3 protein-coding genes are annotated in these 2,379 nt (G+C 68.2%); 1 reads left to right on the plus strand and 2 read right to left on the minus strand.

Annotated features, from left to right (window positions below; translation table 11 throughout):
• Positions 1–87: 87 nt before the first annotated feature.
• Both AOK24_RS20665 and AOK24_RS20670 read right to left on the minus strand, forming a co-directional pair.
• On the minus strand, positions 88–696 hold the full coding sequence (locus tag AOK24_RS20665; protein ID WP_055721549.1) for an FMN reductase: 609 nt from the start codon (positions 694–696) through the stop codon (positions 88–90).
• On the minus strand, positions 693–1,784 hold the full coding sequence (locus AOK24_RS20670) for an LLM class flavin-dependent oxidoreductase (RefSeq protein ID WP_055721550.1): 1,092 nt from the start codon (positions 1,782–1,784) through the stop codon (positions 693–695). Before AOK24_RS20670 ends, AOK24_RS20665 begins: the two co-directional genes overlap by 4 nt.
• A gap of 90 nt (positions 1,785–1,874) precedes the next feature.
• On the opposite strand from AOK24_RS20670, the gene AOK24_RS49735 reads away from it, so the two are divergent.
• A partial coding sequence (locus AOK24_RS49735) for a DUF6597 domain-containing transcriptional factor (protein ID WP_338060946.1) occupies positions 1,875–2,379 on the plus strand: 505 nt, incomplete at its 3' end.

Raw genomic sequence — 2,379 nt, forward strand, 5'->3', positions numbered from 1 at the left:
AGATGTGTATAATCGCCAGTTCCGAGGCCGCCCGGCCGCCGGACCCGCGCCCCACCGCCGGGCGCCCCCTACCTCACGCCCCCTACCTCACTCCGAGCCGCCCCCACCAAGTGCCGCCAGGCGTTCCGCGAACGGGACGTCGATCTCGAACTCGTCCCTCGGTTTCGGGGGCCGTACCCCCGGGGAGCCGTGGAGCAGCGCGGCGAGTTCTTCGGCCGCTCGTTCGATGCGGGCCGGCAGGCCCTCCGCGCCCCAGTCCTCCGAGGCCGCGTAGACGCCGGTCGGGAGGACGACGGCGCGGAGGTAGGAGAAGAGGGGGCGCAGGGCGTGGTCGAGGACGAGGGAGTGGCGGGCCGTACCGCCGGTCGCGGCGATCAGGACGGGCTTCCCGGCGAGGGAGTCCTTGTCGAGAAGGTCGAAGAAGGACTTGAACAGCCCGCTGTAGGACCCCGAGAAGACAGGCGTGACGGCGATCAGCGCATCGGCCCCGACGACGGAGTCGAACGCGGCCCGCAACCCGTTCCCGGGAAACCCGTTCACGAACGCGTGCGCGATCTCCACGGCGAGTTCCCGCAGTTCGACGAATTCCACCTCGACACCGGGCACGCCCCGCTGGACGGCGACGGAGAGCCGCTCCCCGAGCAGCCGCGTGGACGAGGGAACACTCAGCCCTGCGGAAACGACGACGAGTTTCATACGGCGGCCTCCTCGGAGTTCTTCGCGGCCAGCAGCGATTCATGGGTGGGCGCCTCGGGAACATCCGCCCCGCGCCCCACGGCGAATTCCTTCCGCAGCACCGGAACGACCTCTTCCCCGAGCATGTCGAGCTGTTCGAGCACCGTCTTCAGCGGCAGCCCGGCATGGTCGACGAGGAACAGTTGCCGCTGATAGTCCCCGGCGTACTCGCGGAAACTCAGCGTCTTCTCGATGACCTGCTCCGGCGTCCCCACGGTCAGCGGAGTCTGCGCGGAGAAGTCCTCCAGCGAGGGCCCGTGCCCGTACACCGGCGCGACATCGAAATACGGCCGGAATTCCCGCACGGCGTCCTGCGAATTCCGCCGCATGAACACATGTCCGCCGAGCCCGACGATCGCCTGTTCCGGCGTCCCGTGCCCGTAATGGGCGAACCGCGCCCGGTACAGCTCGATCATCCGCTTGGTGTGATCGGCCGGCCAGAAGATGTTGTTGTGGAAGAACCCGTCCCCGTAATACGCGGCCTGCTCCGCGATCTCCGGCGACCGAATGGACCCGTGCCAGACGAACGGCGGCACATCGTCCAAAGGACGGGGCGTGGAGGTGAATCCCTGGAGCGCCGTACGGAATTTCCCTTCCCAGTTCACGACGTCCTCGCGCCACAGCCTCCGCAGCAGCGCGTAATTCTCGATCGCGAGGTTGATGCCCTCGCGGATGTCCTGCCCGAACCACGGATAGACCGGCCCCGTGTTCCCGCGCCCCATCATCAGGTCGACGCGCCCGTCGGCGAGATGCTGGAGCATCGCGAAGTCCTCGGCGATCTTCACCGGGTCGTTCGTGGTGATCAGCGTCGTGGAGGTGGAGAGGATCAGCTTCTCGGTCCGCGCGGCGACGTACCCGAGCATGGTGGTCGGCGAGGACGGGACGAACGGCGGATTGTGGTGCTCCCCGGTCGCGAAGACGTCGAGCCCTACCTCCTCCGCCTTGAGGGCGATGGCGACCATCGCCTTGATCCGCTCCCGCTCGCTCGGCGTCCGACCGTTCGTGGGGTCGGGCGTGACGTCCCCGACGGTGAAGATCCCGAACTGCATCCCCGCTCACCCTCCAAGTAGTTGACCGTTGAACTATACCGCCGGAACGCATCCCTCTCCAGCGCTATTCCCCGGCATACGATCCCCTCCATGGCGGCTCCCCAGGACACCCGAGGCATCGTCGACCCCGTGACCCTCCTCACACACGTCCACTTCCGCCGCCACCTCCCCGCACCCCCGCTCCGCCCCTACATCGACCGCTACTGGCTGATCGACTGGGACCTCCCCACCCCGTACACCTCAAGAGTGATCCCGCACCCGGCGGTGAACATCACCTTCCAGTGGGACGAGCACAAGGGCGCCCCCTACGCCGAGCTGACCGGCATACCCCGGGGGTTGTACACCAGGACCCTCACCGGCAGAGGGAGGGTGTGCGGGGTGAAGTTCCGCCCGGGAGCAATCAGGGCGTTCGCACCCGGGGTCGCGGCGGGGTGGTGGACGGGGCGGGTGCTACCGCTGGACGAGGCGATCGAGGAGGCGGGTCACAAGGCGGCGTCAGAAGCAGCACCGGCACCGGAAGCAGCGCGCAAGGCAACCGTACGCAGCACAGCGCAGCCGAAGGCCGTACGCGACGCAACACGGACCCCACCCCGAC

The organism is Streptomyces niveiscabiei, from assembly GCF_001419795.1.
GTDB classification, from domain to species: Bacteria; Actinomycetota; Actinomycetes; order Streptomycetales; family Streptomycetaceae; genus Streptomyces; species Streptomyces niveiscabiei.